The 15,266-nt window shown below is 72.2% G+C and carries 15 protein-coding genes and 1 pseudogene; 6 read left to right on the top strand and 10 right to left on the bottom strand.

The window, feature by feature from the left end; translation table 11 throughout:
* Positions 1-13 precede the first annotated feature (13 nt).
* The 4 genes from B4N89_RS40270 to B4N89_RS40285 form a co-directional block, all read right to left on the bottom strand.
* Positions 14-694, bottom strand: coding sequence for a class F sortase (locus tag B4N89_RS40270; protein WP_235619237.1), 681 nt, complete (start codon positions 692-694; stop codon positions 14-16).
* A 147-nt stretch (positions 695-841) separates the two neighbouring features.
* Positions 842-1,246, bottom strand: a complete 405-nt coding sequence (locus B4N89_RS40275) for a hypothetical protein (RefSeq protein ID WP_078981479.1) — start codon at positions 1,244-1,246, stop codon at positions 842-844.
* Between the two features lie 263 nt (positions 1,247-1,509).
* Complete coding sequence (locus tag B4N89_RS40280; RefSeq protein WP_078981480.1) at positions 1,510-2,544, bottom strand: methyltransferase; 1,035 nt, start codon at positions 2,542-2,544, stop codon at positions 1,510-1,512.
* Between the two features lie 239 nt (positions 2,545-2,783).
* Positions 2,784-3,290: a PucR family transcriptional regulator gene (locus B4N89_RS40285; RefSeq protein WP_078981481.1), complete on the bottom strand. Its 507-nt coding sequence runs from the start codon at positions 3,288-3,290 to the stop codon at positions 2,784-2,786.
* A 745-nt stretch (positions 3,291-4,035) separates the two neighbouring features.
* Here B4N89_RS40285 and B4N89_RS40290 point away from each other — a divergent pair.
* From B4N89_RS40290 to B4N89_RS50305, 3 genes and pseudogenes are all read left to right on the top strand, one after another.
* Complete coding sequence (locus B4N89_RS40290; protein ID WP_078981482.1) at positions 4,036-5,226, top strand: amidohydrolase; 1,191 nt, start codon at positions 4,036-4,038, stop codon at positions 5,224-5,226.
* 188 nt (positions 5,227-5,414) lie between these two features.
* A pseudogene (locus B4N89_RS53525) lies at positions 5,415-5,519 on the top strand (hypothetical protein); the annotation flags it as partial.
* A 74-nt stretch (positions 5,520-5,593) separates the two neighbouring features.
* The gene (locus tag B4N89_RS50305) at positions 5,594-6,016 is read left to right on the top strand and encodes an FGGY-family carbohydrate kinase (protein WP_078981483.1); all 423 of its coding nucleotides are present in this window, start codon (positions 5,594-5,596) and stop codon (positions 6,014-6,016) included.
* On the opposite strand, the gene B4N89_RS40305 is transcribed toward B4N89_RS50305, so the two are convergent.
* Together B4N89_RS40305 and B4N89_RS40310 are read right to left on the bottom strand one after the other, a co-directional pair.
* Complete coding sequence (locus B4N89_RS40305) at positions 5,953-7,839, bottom strand: PIG-L family deacetylase (RefSeq protein WP_078981484.1); 1,887 nt, start codon at positions 7,837-7,839, stop codon at positions 5,953-5,955. The genes B4N89_RS50305 and B4N89_RS40305 overlap by 64 nt on opposite strands.
* 337 nt (positions 7,840-8,176) lie before the next feature.
* Positions 8,177-8,500, bottom strand: a complete 324-nt coding sequence (locus tag B4N89_RS40310) for an aldo/keto reductase (RefSeq protein ID WP_235619240.1) — start codon at positions 8,498-8,500, stop codon at positions 8,177-8,179.
* On the opposite strand from B4N89_RS40310, the gene B4N89_RS40315 reads away from it, so the two are divergent.
* Complete coding sequence (locus tag B4N89_RS40315; protein WP_235619263.1) at positions 8,418-8,930, top strand: hydantoinase B/oxoprolinase family protein; 513 nt, start codon at positions 8,418-8,420, stop codon at positions 8,928-8,930. The genes B4N89_RS40310 and B4N89_RS40315 overlap by 83 nt on opposite strands.
* 68 nt (positions 8,931-8,998) lie before the next feature.
* Here B4N89_RS40315 and B4N89_RS40320 read toward each other — a convergent pair whose 3' ends face one another.
* Together B4N89_RS40320 and B4N89_RS40325 are read right to left on the bottom strand one after the other, a co-directional pair.
* Entirely contained in the window at positions 8,999-9,838 is an 840-nt protein-coding gene (locus B4N89_RS40320; RefSeq protein WP_078981486.1) for an alpha/beta fold hydrolase, read from the bottom strand.
* Positions 9,839-10,121: 283 nt separating this feature from the next.
* The gene (locus B4N89_RS40325) at positions 10,122-10,730 is read right to left on the bottom strand and encodes a helix-turn-helix domain-containing protein (RefSeq protein ID WP_078981487.1); all 609 of its coding nucleotides are present in this window, start codon (positions 10,728-10,730) and stop codon (positions 10,122-10,124) included.
* 114 nt (positions 10,731-10,844) lie between these two features.
* Between B4N89_RS40325 and B4N89_RS40330 the strand changes: the two genes are divergently transcribed.
* A complete protein-coding gene (locus B4N89_RS40330; protein ID WP_078981488.1) occupies positions 10,845-11,663 on the top strand; it encodes an MBL fold metallo-hydrolase in 819 nt (272 codons plus the stop codon).
* 136 nt (positions 11,664-11,799) lie between these two features.
* Here B4N89_RS40330 and B4N89_RS40335 read toward each other — a convergent pair whose 3' ends face one another.
* Positions 11,800-13,071 carry an aminotransferase class I/II-fold pyridoxal phosphate-dependent enzyme gene (locus B4N89_RS40335; protein WP_235619241.1) on the bottom strand — a complete coding sequence of 424 codons (1,272 nt, stop codon included), beginning with the start codon at positions 13,069-13,071 and terminating at the stop codon, positions 11,800-11,802.
* A 427-nt stretch (positions 13,072-13,498) separates the two neighbouring features.
* On the opposite strand from B4N89_RS40335, the gene B4N89_RS40340 reads away from it, so the two are divergent.
* Positions 13,499-14,578, top strand: a complete 1,080-nt coding sequence (locus B4N89_RS40340; RefSeq protein WP_078981489.1) for a magnesium and cobalt transport protein CorA — start codon at positions 13,499-13,501, stop codon at positions 14,576-14,578.
* Between the two features lie 95 nt (positions 14,579-14,673).
* Here the strand turns inward: B4N89_RS40340 and B4N89_RS40345 are convergent, their stop codons facing one another.
* Positions 14,674-15,246 carry a TetR/AcrR family transcriptional regulator gene (locus B4N89_RS40345; RefSeq protein ID WP_101897502.1) on the bottom strand — a complete coding sequence of 191 codons (573 nt, stop codon included), beginning with the start codon at positions 15,244-15,246 and terminating at the stop codon, positions 14,674-14,676.
* Between the last annotated feature and the right edge of the window lie 20 nt (positions 15,247-15,266).

Genomic DNA, 15,266 nt, shown 5'->3' on the forward strand with positions numbered 1-15,266 from the left:
GGGGCGGGGGTGTCTACTCCGGGGGCAGCAGGTGGGCGAAGACGACCACGTTGTCCTTGTAGTCCTTGGCCTTGCGGTCGTAGGTGCCGCCGCAGGTGATCAGCCGCAGTTGGGCGTCCCGGGTCTTCCCGTACACCCGCTCGTCGGGGAAGTCGTCCTTCGGGAACGCCTCGACCGAGTCGATCGCGAACTTGGCCACGCTGCCGTCGGCGCGCGAGATCTCCACGGTGTCGCCGGACTTGAGGCTGCCGAGTCCCCAGAAGACGGCGGGGCCCGTCATGGTGTCGACGTGGCCGAGCACGAGCGCGTTGCCCCGGGAGCCGGGGGCGACGCCGTCCTCGTACCAGCCGGCCAGGTTGGGGTTGCCCGCGGGCGGGACGTCCAGGACCCCGGAGGAGTTCAGGCCGAGGCCGACGAACGGGGCGTCGACCTTGATCCGGGGGATCTTGATCCGCACCGGCGCCGAGCGTTTCATCGCCGATACACCCTCGGCGGCCGGGCTCGACGAGGCGCTCGGTTGCGCGGCGGCGGGCACCGGTCGCGGTGGCGGGCCCGAGTCGCCGCTCAGGTCGTGCTTGATCATCAGGGCGCCCAGGAGGATCGCCACCGCGGCGATCAGCATCAGTCGAGCGCCGCTGACGCGGCGCGGCGCGGCGGGCTCGGACGTCTCGGTGGGCGGGGCCGGGTCGAACAAGACGATGCCTCTTTCCTGGCCGGAGGGTGCCTGGGCCGGGTTCCGGGGGGAACCGGCGGGTCGGGGGCCGGGGCGGGGACGACGTCACCGTGGCCACCGCCCCGGAAGGGTGGTGGCCACGGCGGGTGTTGTCCGGGGCGGGACGGGTCAGGCCCGGGCCGCCGAGACGGCGGGGCGACGACGCAGCGCGTAGACGCCGACGCCGACACCACCCGCGATCAGGGCCGCACCGGTGCCGAGCGCGGCACCGTCGTCGAGGAAGGAGCCGCCGATGCCGGTGTGCACGCCGCCGTGCGGGCTCTTGTGCTCCTTCCAGGACTTCTCGTGCGAGCCGCCTTCGCCGCCCTTGTCCTCGCTGGACTCGCCGCCCTTTTCGGGCGTCCACTTTCCTTCACCGGACCAGGACTTCTCCTGCCCGCCGTTCCCGGGGGCCGAGGGGGCGCTGTCCGGCTTCACCGGCGCCGGGACATCGGCGTAGGCGGCCGGAACCGCCAGGGTCAGAGCAGCGAAGCCGAGGACCGAACCGGCGACGAGAGCGCGTGCACGACGCATCGTGGTATTCCTTCCGGCGCTCGCGAACTGCCGACGGGCATCGGCAACGGGGATCGGCGAGACGCCTTCACCACCTTCGAACGGCGCCGGCGACCCCGCGACCCGCGTGACTGCATTCGGGGCCGCGCTCTGGGCCTGCCGGGCGGATATCCCGACCGGCTTCACCCCCGGGGAGCAGTCGCATGTTTAGCCCATGGTGATCATGGATGACGTTCCGTAGTCGGGGCCGGTTCCATGGGTCGGTCGGGTCGGATGGGGCTCGATCAGGCCGGGACGGTGCACTCGAACATGTGCAGCGAGGGGTTCACCGCGCGCACGTCCCGGCCGCGCAGGCCCGCCTGCTCGATCAGGGTCAGCAGGCTGTCCTTGGTGTGCTTGCGGCCGCCGACGTTGAGCAGCAGCAGGAGGTCCATCGCCGCGGTGAAGCGCATCGAGGCGGTCTCGTCGACCAGGTTCTCGATGACCGCGACCCGGGCGCCGGGCGCGGCCGCGGCGACGATGTTGCGCAGCGTGCGGAGCGTGCTGTCGTCGTCCCATTCGAGGATGTTCTTCACGATGTACAGGTCCGCCCGGACGCCGATGTCGACCCGGCAGTCCCCGCCCACCAGGGTTGCCCGGTCGGCGAGTTCGCCGCCGTCGCGCAGCCGGCGATCCGCCGAGGCGACCACGCCGGGCAGGTCGAGCAGGGTGCCGCGCAGGGTGGGGTTGCGCTCCAGGAGGGTGGCCAGGACCAGGCCCTGGCCGCCGCCGATGTCGGCGACGGTGTCCACGCCGGTCAGGTCGAGCGCCGCGGTGACGTCCTGGGCGGAGGTCCGGCTGGACTGGGTCATCGCCCGATCGAGCGCGGCGGCCGACTCGGGGGCGTCCTCGTGCAGGTAGTCGAAGAACTGCTTGCCGTGCAGTTCGGGGAAGACGCTGCCGCCGGAGCGCACCGCGCGGTCCAGGTGCGGCCAGGCCTCCCAGGTCCACGGCTCGGTGGTCCACAGCGCCACGTCCCGCATGCTGCGGGGTGCGTCCGCGCGCAGCAGGCGGGAGGCCTCGGTGTGCGTGTAGCGGCCGTCGGGTTCCTCGGCGAAGACGCCCTGGCAGGCGAGTGCGCGCAGCAGGCGGTGCAGGGCCCCGGGGTGCGCGGACACCGCGCGGGCCAGGTCCGCGACGGTCGCCGGGGTCTCGCCCAGCGCGTCGGGCAGGCCCAGGCGCAGCGCGGCTCGGAGCGCGCCGGCGGACATCGCGCCGAACGCCAGCTCGCGCAGCCGGGTGGCCGCCTGCGGAGTACGGGTCACGTCGGTTTCGGTCATGCTGATCGCCTCTCGACCGCTGGAACACCCCGAGCATCCGGCGGGCTCGATCGAATCGGCCCGCTCGTCGACGTCCCGGCGGTCCGCACCGGGGCTGGAACGACTGTGACCCACACTCGGCGCCATCCCGCCGAGGCGCGGCCGATCGACGCGAACTCTCGCCCGGGAGTCATCCGGATGGCCCCACACGGGCGCCGGCGGGCGGACGGCCCGGGGTACCTGCTCGCGTCTGCGGGGTGTTACGGGACCTCGCGGAGGGCCAGGAGGAGTTCGCGGGCGGTCAGGGCGGCTTGGAGTCGGAGGGTGACCTCGGGGTCGAGGGGGTCGGCGCCGATGAGTTCGCGGATCCGGCCGATCCGGTAGCCGACCGAGTTGCGGTGCAGGTGCAGCAGCTCGGCGACCGCGGCGCGGCTGCCGTTGGTGGCCGGCCACGCGCTGAGGGTTGCCACCCATCCCTCACGTTCCTGGATCGGGCCCAGGTGTTGGTCCACGAACGCCTGGAGTCGGGCCGACGGCACGCCGAACAGCAGTTGGGCCGGGCCGAGCCTGGAGAACATCGGCTGGACCTCGCCGGGGCGGCGGCGCAGCAGGCCGAGGACGGTCTCCGCGACGCGGAAGGAGCGGGCCGTCCCGCGCGGGTCGCTGACCGTGGGGCCGGCCGCGGCCGGTACGGGGACGTCGCCGACCATGCCCTGGAGCCGGATGCGGATTCGGCTGATCTCGCGTTCGACGTTGCCGGAGAGCACCGTGAGGCCCAGTTCGCCCTCCTGGCACCGGCATCTCCAGCCAGGACAGCGCGGTGGTCCGGGTGCGCTGGTTGGGTCCGGAGTAGGCGAAGACGACGGCGCGGTGCGGGCGGTCCAGGCGCAGGCCGAACCGGGCGGCGGTGCGCGTGACATCGCCCAGGTTGCGCAGCGCGCCGTAGCGCGGCTCGTCGATCAGCCGACCCGCGGTCTCGGCGGTCGCGGTGGCCATCCGCGTCCCGCCGGATCGCCTCGATCGCCACCGCCGTCACCGCGGCGCGCGGCAGCGGCTCGTCGTCGGGGGCGCCGTCCGGCTCGCCCAACAGCAGTAGCCCGAACCGGCGTTGGGTGACCCGTACGGGCAACGCCGAGGCCCGCCGGCCCTCGTCGCAGGTGACCTCGACCACGCGGTCCTCGACGAACACGTGGGCCACCGCGACCGGGGTCATCGACTCGGTGCCGTCGTCGGTCGCGGCGAGCACACCACCGTGCACGCCCACCAGTCGGGCGGTGCGCCCGGTGCGCCCGGCCGGGGCTCGCAGGATCGCGAGCCGGCCGTCGCCGGAGAGGGCGAGGACGTTCAGCTCACGCTCGAACACCTCGGCCCGGTCCGGCACCGAGGTCCGGGTTTCCGGAACTTCCGCCTTGTCGATCATGGATTTCCGCACCTTGGCCGGTCGTTGTCACGCGGAACGGGTACTTCGTTCGGTCACTTCCCGTTACGTCCGTCGTGGGGCAGGATGCGCCCATGCGAGCCTTCGACCTCGCGGCGTCCGCAAAGGCCGCCGCCCAGGCGGCGGTGGACGCCGCCGCACCGGATCTGGTTGCACTCAGTCACCGTCTGCACGCCCATCCCGAACTCGGCTTCGCCGAGGAGCGCGCCTGCGGATGGTTGGGTGAGCAGTTGACCGAACACGGCTTCACCGTCACCGCGGGCGTGGGCGAGTTGCCGACCGCCTTCGTCGCCGAGCGCGGCGAGGGGCCGCTGGTGCTCGGGATCTGCGCGGAGTACGACGCGCTGCCGGGGATCGGGCACGCGTGCGGGCACAACGTGATCGCGTCCGCTGCGGTCACCGCCGCGCTGGCGCTGGGCGCGGTGGCCGACGACCTGGGCGTGACCGTACGGGTGTTGGGCACCCCCGCCGAGGAGAACGGCGGGGGCAAGGTGCTGATGCTGGAGCGCGGCGTGTTCGCCGGGGTGCACGCGGCGATGATGGTGCACCCGTCGCCCCGGGAGCGGCTCGATCCGACCTGCCTGGCCCGTGCGCAACTGCACGTCGAGTACGACGGCCGGGCCGCGCACGCGTCGGCCTGTCCGGAGGACGGGGTCAACGCGGCCGACGCGCTGACCGTCGCGCAGGTGGCGATCGGGCTGCTGCGCCAGCACATGACGCCGGATCAGCGGGTGCACGGGATCACCACCACCGGCGGGCAGGTGCCGAACGTGATCCCCGAGCACACCGAGGCCGACTACTACGTCCGCGCCGCCACGTTGGCCGGGGTGACCGACCTGGAGGAGCGGGTGCGCGATTGTTTCCGGGCGGGTGCGGTGGCCACCCGGTCGCGGTTGACGCTGTCCTCGACCTCGCCCGCGTACTCGGAATTCCGGCACGACCCGGGTCTGTTGGCGGCGTACGAGCGCAACGCACTGGTGGCGGGGCGGGAGTTCCCGACGGTGACCGCCGAGGACGACCGGCAGGCCGGGTCCACCGACATGGCCAACGTGTCGCTGGCGATCCCGTCCATCCAGCCGCTGGTCTCCATCGACTCCGGCGATGTGGGGCTGCACCAGGCCGAGTTCGCCGCGTATGCCGCCCGGCCGGCCGCGGATCGGGCGCTGCTGGAGGGCGGTCTGGCGATGGCGTGGACGTGCGTGGACGCCGCGTTGGACGAGGGTCTGCGCGCGCGGCTGCTCGCGGGGGCGACGGCCGGGGGTTGACCCGCCGACGGGCTCCGGGGGGAACACCCGGAGCCCGTCCGCCGTGGTCGGGCCGGCGTGCGCGGTCACGCGTCGGCGACGGTCACCGGCAGTGCCGCGAGGTAGGCGCCCGCGTTGCGCCGGGTCTCGGTCACCGCTGTCCCCGCCGAACTTCTGTGGCCGCCGAGGTACCGCCGGGCGCGCGGGGCGTGTTGGTCCTGCCCTACCTCGAGGGCGAGCGCGCGCCGCGCTGGAACCGCGAGTTGCGCGGCGAGGTGTTCGGACCGACCTCGGGCAGCGGACCGGGTGAACCGGCCCGGGCCGTCCTGGAGGGCACCGCGTACGGCCTCGCGCACATCGCAACGAATCTGGCCCGCGGGGAGTTCGCCTGGACACCCTGGTGTGCGCCGGCTCGCCCGCGCGCAGCCGGCTGTGGTGCTCGATCGAGGCCTCGGTACGGGGGGTTCCGGTCGAGGTGCCCGCCGAGACGGACCTGGCCGCGTACGGCGCGGCCCTGGCCGCCGGCGCCGGCGCGCGCTGGTGGCCCGCGCCCGGCCCCGAGCCCCACCCCGAGTACGCGGCCGGACCGCGCCGCTTCCTCGACCTCGGCGACGCCGCCCAAGGGCGCGCGTCCGCCGTGGCCGTCCCTACCCCACCGCTCCGAGAAGACGAGGCGGCCGCGGCGCCGATCCGCGTCGGTGCGGATCGGCGCTTCGGCCCGGATGGATCGATGGATGGATCTGCGGATCAGCCGATCAGCGTCCACGCCGGGAACACGCCGTTGGCGTCCTGGCGGCTGTGCAGGACCTGACCGCGCGGGTCGACGATGAGCAGTTCCACCCGGCCGTCGCGGTCCACCGCGGCAGCCGGCGTACCGACCTGGAAGCCGCCCCGGTTGACCCAGGCACCGAATACGTTGTTCGGCGTGCTCTGGCGGGTGTAGCTCACGCCACCGCTTCGGTTGCGGGCCATCAGCACGATCCGCCCGGTGCCGTCGGTGACCGCGGCGGGCTCGCCGATTCCGGACTGGCCGCTGCCGACGACCGTGGATCCGGGCCAGCCGCCGCCGGGGGCGGTCTGGAAGCGGACCGCGACCTCGGCAGTACCCTGCTGGCGGTAGAACAGCTCGATCCGGCCGTCCTGGTCCCGGGCCGGCATCGGGCGACTCGCGGGCACCACGACCGGGAAGGTGGTGTTCGTGGTCATCGCGCCGTTGGGCGTGGACTGGTACCAGTGCAGGACGTGGTCAACGGTCGGCGCGAACAGCTCGATCCGGCCGTCGGCGGTGACGATCGCCGTGGGCGGGCCCTGGATGCTCGAACCGCCCATGTCGGCCCAACCGCTCCAGACACCGTTGATCTGGGTCTGCCAGCGCGAGCTGATCCCGCCGCCGGCGTTGCGGACGAACAACTGGAGTCGGCCGTCCGCGTTGGCGATCACCGCCGGCACGCTCACCAGGAGCGCGTTGGCGCCGCCGTTGGGGTTGCCGAGGGCACCCCAGGCCCAGCCACCGCCGCCGAGTTGGAAGCGGGTGACGATCTCGCCGGTGTCCCGCCGCTGGCCGAAGACCTCGAGGCGGCCGTCCTCGTCCGCCGCGACGGTCAGGCCCGCGTCCAGCGGTCCGCCGGGGTTGCCGTGGGTGACCGGCCCGCTCCACGCCAAGGCGTCGTCCTGCGACCATTCCAGCAGGTCGCCACTCTGGACGACGAACGCGCGCAGCCGACCGGCCGAGTCCGGGCCGATCCAGTTCGTACCGCGCTGCGAGCGCGGGTATTCGCGGCTCGACCACTCCTCGTACTGGGTCAGGTCGGTACCCACCAACACACTGTCGTGGGCGATGTACACGTTGGCCGTGGCCCACTTGGCGGCCTTCTCGGCGGGCGAGAGGTTCACCGGCATGTTGGTGATGTTGTAGTCGCGGTAGCGATCCAACAACACCCGGTTGTTGGTCGCGCCGTACGCGATGTAGGCGGCCTCGCCGAACCGGGCGGCGGCCACGTGGTCGGCGTGGTCGTGGAACAGGTTCGGGTCGGGCGCGGTGTCCTGGATGCGCACCGAGGTGGCGCCGAGCGTGCTCAGCAGTTCCCGCAACACGTTGATCAGGTCGGCCCTGGTGTAACTCTGCGGCCAGACCACCCCGGCCGCCTGGCCGTTGACCCGAATGGTCTGGAGCGAGGTCTCGGTGCCCGCGAACAGGCCCTCCAGCGAGCCGGTCGGCGAGCCGAGCCCGTCCGGCAGGCTGAGGAAGATCAGATGCACGTCGGGCCGTTGCTTGAGCGCGAACTTCTGCACGGTGTGGCCGAGTACGGTGACCGCGGTCGCATCCCAGCACCCCGCCGGTCCGGCCGCGGCACCGTCGCAACCGCTCACCCCGGCCATCTGCGCGTAGGCGGCGAGTACGCCGGCCTGCCGTTCGGCCGTGTACGCGGCCGCGTCGTCGCCGGTCTTGAAGCCCTGACCCGCGGTCAGATAGATGGTGGTGGTGGATATCCCGGCGGAAAGTCCCACCTGGATGTCCGGGTTCATGAACAGCAGGTCGTCGTCCTCGTGCGCGACGATCTGTACGAAGTGCGACGCGAGTGGCGCCGTGAGTGACGAGTGCGACGAATCCGAGATCACTTCGTCGGCGGGCACGCTCGGCCGAAGCTCGGTGGGTATGCGACGTATGTGCACTGAACCCCTTTAGGAGAGAGACGCCGTTCACGGCATGCCGACTGCCATCGGAGCGAAGAGCCGCCTACCCGGCCCGGCGCGCGGAAGCCCGACACACGAGGCCTCCCGCACCACCGATCCAGGGCATGCGCGATCACGGCTGTTTTGCACCCCCACCTGCGGAAACCCTGTGCAGACCGGCCCCCCAGGCGGTTGATCGTCGGATCGTACCCGGCTCCGCCGACGAGCGCTCGCATTCCTCGCACAGCAGTGCGCCGGCGGCCGCGCGGCGCGCGGCTCCGACCACACGGCGTCAGGCTCACTCGTGTCGCGAAACCGGTTGCGGATAGGGCGAATCGGCCGGATCGGCGTCGGCGCCGGGGCGTACCAACGCATCCAGGCGAGCCGGCGTGGACGAGGTCGACGTCACTTCGCAGGCGCCGAGTTGTGATGTCAGTTGGTCCGGGGTACGCGGGCCGAGGATGGCGGAGGTCACCTGCGGGTGGGCCAGGTCGAAGGCGAGGACCAACTCGGGCAGGCTGCACCCGGCTTCGTGGGCAATCGCGGCGAACTCCTCGACCAGGGCCGTCTTCGCGGCACGGATCGTGCTGTCGGCGTGGTCGAAATGCCCCGCAGTGCGCACCGCGCGCGAGTCAGGCGAAACCGAGGCGTTGCCCGAAGCGGTGGTGGCCGAGGGTTCGGCGGCCGTGTGGACCATGCAGGTCAGCGGACACGACGCGGAGGGCGGGCCGTTCGTCACCGCGATGTTCACCTACGCGGGCGGCGTCGGCGCGCGGGCCGGCAAACCCGGGCTGTCCACCACGTCGTACCCCACCGGCGTGTCCGCCGCACCGCTCGAGGTGGTCGACGCGTCGGCGCCGATTCGTTTCCTGCGCAGGGAACTTCGACGCGGTTCGGGCGGACTCGGCGCGCGGGAGGGCGGGATGGGACAGACCATCGAGTCCACCGTCGACTCGCCGTCGCCGTGGGTGCTCAACGCGGTCGCCGGCCGGCCGGCGCGCGGCCCCTACACCCCCAAGGCCGAGGCAATCACCCGCCTGCGCGATCGCTGACGGAGGGGTTACGCACGTGCGGGCCGTCGGCGCGGTGGTCGGCGGCCCGCTGGGGATCGGCGCGGACGTCACTTGTGGGCCGGCTGCTCCAGGAAGGAGCGGATCGTCTCGGCCACCCGGTCGGGGAACTGGGCGTGCGCGTAGTGGCCCGCGCCCTCGACGAGTTCGAGCCGGGCGAGGCCCTTGGGCATGGCGTCGACGACGGCCCTGCCCTCGGCGGCGGGATCGGGCCAATCGGGGTCGAGGGTGCCTTCGAGGACGAGCGCCGGGCATCGGATGTTGCCCAGTTCGGCGCCGGCGTCGGTGGGCGGGGCCATGCCCATCCTGGCCACCACGGCCATCCGTCCCGGGCGGCGCAGTTCGGTGTCGAGCGTGGCGACCCGGGCGGCGAAGTCGGCCGGCTTGGTACCCGGGTAGGCGTGGTCGAGGTAGCGCTTCCACACCCCGACGCTGCGGAACATGCCGGTACCCATCAGCAGGGTCATGCCCTTGCGGTAGCGGGCGTTCGACGCCAGCGCCCGGAAGTCGACCTTCTGGGCCCGGGTGAACGGGGCGATCTCCACGATGGCGTCCACCAGTTCGGGAGCCCGCGCCGCGGCGATGGTGGCCGAACCGCCGGAGAAGGAGTGTCCGACGATGACGGCCGGGCCGCCGTCCAACTCCCGGATCAGGGCGAGCAGATCGTTCGCCGTGTCGGTACGGGAGTAGGAGGCCCATCCGACGGTCGACTCGCCGTGCCCGCGCAGGTCCATGCAGGCGACGCGGTATCCGCCGGAGACCAGGATGTCCGCAAGGTCCCGAAAGGCCGACCGGTTGTTGCCCATGCCGGGCGAGAGCACCACCAGCCGCCCCTCGCCGCGCACATCGTAGGCAAGCCGCCCACCCTCGATCTCCAGGAACTCGGTCATCGCCGCCGCCTTCTTCCCCGTGACACATCCTCGAACACCCCGAAGCTAACACCGTTAGCCAAACAAAGTCAACGACCCCACCCACCCCCAAGAACGACCCCAAAGCACGACAAACCAGGCGCAGACCGCAGGCACGGTGGCGGGCGCGCACCGACGCTCGGGCGCGGGCGCGGAGTCCGGTGCGGGCGCGCGTGTGGGTGCCGGGGGTGGGTGCCGGGGTGGGTCGGGTTCGGCTCTCGCTTTTGTGGGTGTGGCGTTGCGGGGGCCTGGGGGTGGCTGTGGGTCAGGTTCTGCGGGAGATGACCATGAGGTATTCGCAGGGGGTGTTCGTTCGGTTGGCGAAGCCGTGGTCCGCGTCGGCTTGGAAGAACAGCGAGTCGCCGGTGTCCAGGGTTTCGTTGATCCCGCCGATCGCGACGGTGAGGGTGCCTTCGAGCACCACGAGTTGTTTCTCCGTACCCGGCGGATACGCGGGCAGCAACCCCGTGGAGACCTGCGCCGGAAGGTGGTGGACGACCATCTCGGCCCGTCCCGCACCCGGGGCCGCCGACACGATGTGCCGCTCGAAGCCGGTTTCCGGGTCACGGAAAACGGGGCGATCGTTTCTGCGCATGGCAACGGCCACACCGGACACGGCGGCGGCAGGCGCACCGATCAGGTCCGAGAGCGACGCGTCGAGCGCATGGGCGATCCTGGACGCGACGCCGATCGTCGGGCTCTTCTCGCCGCGCTCGACCTTGGACAACATCGCCCGGCTGACCGACGACCGGGTGGACAACTGCTCCAGCGTCAGGCCCGCCTCCTCGCGGCGTCGCCGCACATTGCCGCCGAACGCGCCCGCCAGGTCGTCACCGTGCCGTGGCTCGGCCGCGTTCTCGTCTCGCTCGACCACCGTGCTCCTCGATCGATGGATGCCTCGCTGCGCACAGTGTAGGGTTTCTTCTATAAGAGATTTCGTCTTCCATCAAAGACATGCAGTGTGCGTCCGACACGACGGAGGGGTTCCATGCGTTTGGTCTCGAGTGGCCGGCACCATGCCACGTTCGCATTCGGCAATCTGCGGGTGGTCGCGTTGCGAGACGGGTACATCGACATGCCGCCGACCCGGCTCCGCGACGAGCACGGGTGCACGTTCGCCGAGCTGCCGGCCGCCGAACCACTGGCCGGCGACAACCTGCGGCTGTCGGTCAACGCCTTCTTCGTCACCGACGGCACGCGGTCGGTTCTCGTCGACACCGGCGCGTCCGACGTCTGGCACGAGCCCACCATGGGCTTGCTCCACGACGCGCTCGACGAAGCCGGAATCGACCGAGCACAGGTCACCGACGTGGCCATCACCCACAGGCACGAAGACCACGTGAGCGGCCTGATCGCGCCGGACGGTTCGGAGGCGTTCCCCGAGCTCGAGCGCGTATGGATCGGCGCGGGCGACGCCTCGGTGTTCACGGGCCGGCTCGAACCGCTCCGCGACCGGGTCGTACCCGTGTCGGACAAGGTCGCGATCAACGAGTGGACCACCGCGATCCCGGCGCCGGGCCACACCCCCGGTCACACCGTCTACGAGGTCGACAGCGGCGCCGGCCGACTGCTCGCCTGGGGCGACACCGTGCACGTTCCCACGCTCCAATTCGAACGGCCCGAGGTCGCCTGGGAGTTCGACGGCGACCAGTCCCAGGCCCGCGCCGCACGGGCGGCCCTGCTCGAACAACTGAGCCGGCCGAACCACTTCGTGGCCGGCGCCCACCTCGACTCGCCCGGCATCGCCCGCGTGACCCCCTCCGGCGACGGTTACGCGCTGGAATACCTCGCACCATCGATCGGCTGATCGAGCCCGCCGCTCCGAACCGCGCCCGCGCACTCCGACACGGGTCCCCACGGCCAGGCGGCGGCGCGCAAACGCGACCCGGCCCGCCCCCGGTTCGGTTCGGGGGCGGGCCGGGTCGTCGGCGGGTGTGGTGGCGTTACTTCGCTGCGGCCTCGGCGGCGGCCAGCTTGACGCAGACCGCGACGGCCCGCATCGCGCGGTGCACCTCGTCGACCGTCGGGTAGCTGGGGGCCAGCCGGATGTGGTGGTCGCGCGGGTCGTTGCCCTCGGGGAACGCGGCGCCGGCCGGGGTCAGCGCGACACCGACCTCCTTGGCCAGCCGGACCACCTCGGCGGCGCAGCCGTCCGGCACCTCCAGGCTGACGAAGTAGCCGCCCTCGGGCCGGGTCCAGCTCGCGATGCCGAGCGCGCCCAGTTCGCGATCCAGGACCTCGTACACCGCGGCGAAGCGCGGCTCCAGGAGCTCGCGGTGCAGCTCCATGTGCGCGAGCACGCCCTCGGCGTCGCCGAAGAAGCGCACGTGCCGCAGCTGGTTGACCTTGTCCGGCCCGATGGTCTGCTTGGCCAGCAGCCCGGTCAGCCAGGCGGTGTTGGCCGCGGAGGAGCCGAAGAAGGCCACCCCGGCGCCGGCGTGGCTGATCTTCGAGGTCGAGCCGAAGACGAACGCGCGGTCGGAATTGCCCGCCTCGGCGCAGGCGTCCAGGATCGACAGCAGCTCGACCGGCTTGTCGGTCAGGTGGTGCACCGCGTAGGCGTTGTCCCAGAACAGCCGGAAGTCCGGCGCGGCGGTGGGCATCGCCGCGAGCCGGCGCACCGTCTCGTCGCCGTAGCTCTCCCCGCTGGGGTTGCTGTACTTGGGCACGCACCACATGCCCTTGATCCGCGCGTCGGCGGCGACCAGCGCCTCGACCGCGTCCAGGTCCGGGCCCTCGCCGGTGAGCGGGACCGGGACCATGCCGATGCCGAACCGCTCGCACAGCGCGAAGTGCCGGTCGTAGCCGGGCACCGGACACAGGAACAGCACCTCGGGCTCGTCCACCCAGCGCCGCTCGGCCCCGGGCACCTTGGACAGCAGCGCGTGCGCGATCACGTCGTGCATCAGGGTCAGGCTGGCGTTGCCCAGGGCGAGCAGCTGCGCGGCGGGGACCTGCAGCAGTGGAGCGAAGATCTCCCGCAGCTCGGGCAGGCCGTCGAGGCCGCCGTAGTTGCGGCAGTCGGTGCCGTCGGCGGCCTTGAAGTCGTCGCCGCCGGGCAGCGAGAGCAGCCCGTTCGCCAGGTCCAGTTGTTGCGGCGAGGGCTTGCCCCGGGTGAGATCGAGGCGAAGTCCCTCGGCCGCCAGGGCCGCGTACTCCTCGCGAACGGCCGCGAGGTCGATTTCCGGACTGGACACGTCGGTGCTGAGCGGCACGAGATCCCCAAAATAGGCGGAGGCCGCAGACACGTGCGGCGGGGGCGCGCCCAATCTAGCAACACCCGGAGCCCGGCTCCGCCCCGACGGCGGCCCCGCTCCCCAATCCACGACCGCCGCCGCCACGGCGGCCCGTCACGGCGCGGCACGGGCTCGCCGCCCGCGAGCGGCGCCGCCTTGGGGTCCGGGTCGGTCGGTGATCGCAACCCGCCATCGCCGTCCGACGGTTGCCCCTTCGGTCGAATCCGCAGGACGCCACCGCTCGCGCTCGGCCGCGCCCCTGCCCCGGGCCGGCGGGTCCGCACGGACGGCGCTCCGGCCCGCCCGCCGGGGGCCGGGCCGCCGGGATTCCTGTGATGTAGGCCCCCCGCCAAGGGGTGGTGCCGCCTACGATCGGGCGGGACATCCTCGATTCGGGAGCAGGACGATGAGCTCGTGGCGGACGACGAAGCGCTTTCGGCCCGGCGGCGCGATACCGGCGGGTGCGGAGGCGGCGGGGGCTCGGCGGGCGCCCGTGGTGGTGGACTGCGCGCTCTACGACAAGGGGATCCGGCGCCCCGGCGAGGTGCCGTTGCAGGACGCGCTCGACGCGGCCGAGGCGAGTGAGGACTGCTTCGTGTGGATCGGGCTGCACGCCCCGCTCGCCGAGGACCTGGCCGAGATCGCCGCCGCCTTCCACCTGCACCCACTCGCCGTGGAGGACGCGGTCGAGGCGCATCAGCGGCCCAAGCTGGAGCGCTACGACGACACCCTGTTCCTGGTGCTCAAGACGATCGTCTACGTCGAGCACGACGCGCTGACCGCGACCAGCGAGGTGGTGGACACCGGCGAGATCATGGTCTTCGCCGGCGACAAGTTCGTCGTGGTGGTCCGACACGGCAGCGCGCCGCCGCTGGTCGAGCTGCGCCAGTCCCTGGAGGCCGATCCCAAGCTGCTCGCGCACGGGCCGGCCGCGGTGGTGCACGCGATCACCGACCGGGTCGTGGACGACTACCTGCTGGTGGCGGACAAGGTCGAGGACGACTTCGAACGCCTCGAGGAGGAGGTGTTCTCACCCCGGCCGAGCAACGACGCGGAGCGCATCTACCAGCTCAAACGCGAGCTGATCGAGTTCAAGCGCGCGGTACTGCCGCTGGCGCGGCCACTGGAGCGGCTGGCCGAGGGGGGTCTGCCGGGGGACGACACGGTCTTCGACGCGTATCTGCGCGATGTGGCCGACCACCTGGCCCAGGTGCGCGAACGGCTCGTGGCGTTCGACGAACTGCTCGACTCGATACTGTCGGCGAGCCTGGCCGGGGTGACGGTGCGGCAGAACACCGACATGCGCAAGATCGCCGCCATCGCGGCGATCCTGGCCGTCCCGACGCTGATCGTCGGCATCTACGGGATGAACTTCGAACACATGCCCGAATTGAAGTGGACGTACGGATATCCGACCGTGCTGGTCGTGATGGTCGGTGCCTGCGCCCTGATGTTCCGCGCCTTCCGCCGCAACGACTGGTTGTGAGTCCCGGCCGCCGCCGCCACGGCCGACCGCGGAACGACCCGGATCGCCGTCTCGGCCGTACTCCCCCGGTTCCCGCGCCGGGCAACGGCCCTCGGCTAGGGCGTCGCCCGCAGCCCGGCGATCAGGATCCCCACCAGTCGCCGCGCGTCGTAGCGCGAGTCGTTGTCGGCGCCGATGCACAGGTTCCCGACGCCGCGCATCAGGTCGTACGCCTCGATGTCGGGGCGGATCTCGCCGGCGGCGGCCGCGGCGGTCAGCAACTCGGCGCACACCGGCAGGAGTCGATCGAGGAAGTAGTGCAGCAGCGCCTCGAAGCCGGCGTTGTCCGCCTGCAACACGGCCGCGAGCCCGTGCTTGGTGACCAGGAAGTCGACGAACAGGTCGATCCAGCGCCCCAGCGCGGCGTACGGGGTCGCGCTGGTCGCGAGCAGTTCCGGACCGGCCTCGGCGCAGGTCTGCACCTGGTGCCGATACACCGCGATGATCAGGTCCGCCCGGGTGGGGAAGTGGCGGTAGATCGTGCCCGTGCCGACTCCGGCGCGGGCCGCGATGTCGCGCACCGGGGCCTCCACGCCCGAGGTCACGAAGACCGCGGCGGCGGCGTCGAGCAGGATCCCCTCGTTGCGCCGCGCGTCCACCCGCTTGGGCCGCTCCACGCCGTCCTTCACCCTGCCGCCTTTCGCCTCCC

The sequence above is a fragment of the Embleya scabrispora genome (genome assembly GCF_002024165.1).
Classification (GTDB): Bacteria; Actinomycetota; Actinomycetes; order Streptomycetales; family Streptomycetaceae; genus Embleya; species Embleya scabrispora_A.

Coding starts and splice junctions, on each gene's coding strand:
- B4N89_RS40320 (WP_078981486.1), bottom strand. CDS start 9,838: ATGACCGAGTTCCTGGAGATCGAGGGTGGGCGGCTTGCCTACGATGTG.
- B4N89_RS40290 (WP_078981482.1), top strand. CDS start 4,036: ATGCGAGCCTTCGACCTCGCGGCGTCCGCAAAGGCCGCCGCCCAGGCG.
- B4N89_RS40340 (WP_078981489.1), top strand. CDS start 13,499: ATGAGCTCGTGGCGGACGACGAAGCGCTTTCGGCCCGGCGGCGCGATA.
- B4N89_RS40275 (WP_078981479.1), bottom strand. CDS start 1,246: ATGCGTCGTGCACGCGCTCTCGTCGCCGGTTCGGTCCTCGGCTTCGCT.
- B4N89_RS40330 (WP_078981488.1), top strand. CDS start 10,845: ATGCGTTTGGTCTCGAGTGGCCGGCACCATGCCACGTTCGCATTCGGC.
- B4N89_RS40280 (WP_078981480.1), bottom strand. CDS start 2,544: ATGACCGAAACCGACGTGACCCGTACTCCGCAGGCGGCCACCCGGCTG.